General features: G+C 47.4%; 1 protein-coding gene. It reads right to left on the reverse strand.

The features are described from left to right. The coding region (gene mnmL / locus DP116_RS28380) for a tRNA modification radical SAM protein MnmL/YtqA (RefSeq protein ID WP_169158269.1) at positions 1 to 577 on the reverse strand (577 nt) is incomplete at its 3' end. Positions 578 to 783: the final 206 nt, after the last annotated feature.

The following is a 783-nucleotide window of genomic DNA, read 5'->3' on the forward strand; positions in this document are numbered from 1 at the left end:
TTTTTAGATTGCGCTGTTTCGCTCGGTCCAATGCATCAAAAAATTCCGCCGCTGAATGTCCGCGATTGATCAGGTCAAGTGTTCGGTCGTGAATGGTCTGCAATCCGACTTCAGTCCATACAAAAGTTTTTTGGTCGTACTCCGCTAACAAATCAAGAATGTTGTCAGGCAAGCAGTCCGGTCTTGTGCCGATGCACAATCCGACTACATCTTCGAACTCGAAGCAAACATCGTATAAATTACGCAGCACTTCTTCTGGCGCATATGTGTTTGTGAATGCTTGAAAATATCCAAGAAATTTCTTCGCTTTGTATCTGCCAACGATGCGCTCCATTCCCATCACGAGCTGCTCGCGCACATTCAGCTTCTGGTCGATTGTAGGCGCACCCGACCCCTTTTCGTCGCAGAATGTGCAGCCGCCGAAAGCACGAACGCCATCTCTATTAGGACAAGTAAATCCAGCGTCGATTGGCACGCGATATACACGAGTTCCGAAATATTCCTTCAAATAGTTGTTGAAAGTTCGGTATCTGTACGAATGTGTTTCGGCTGTTTTTGATTCGAGCTGCGTATTCATAGGCGCAATGGGCTTACTTCGGCGGAGATATGCTGTGGAAAACGTCCATACTACTACGAGTTGCCAGTAATAAGTAATGCGTTGAAGTTAGTTGACACCGTTTGGTGCGGTTTGTTATTCTGCTTGCCGATGCTCTCTGCGTCTAGATTATGCCCCCATCGTCTAGAGGCCTAGGACACCTCCCTTTCACGGAGGTAACGGGGATT

Origin of the sequence: Brasilonema bromeliae SPC951 (assembly GCF_012912135.1) — a bacterium.
Classification (GTDB): Bacteria; Cyanobacteriota; Cyanobacteriia; order Cyanobacteriales; family Nostocaceae; genus Brasilonema; species Brasilonema bromeliae.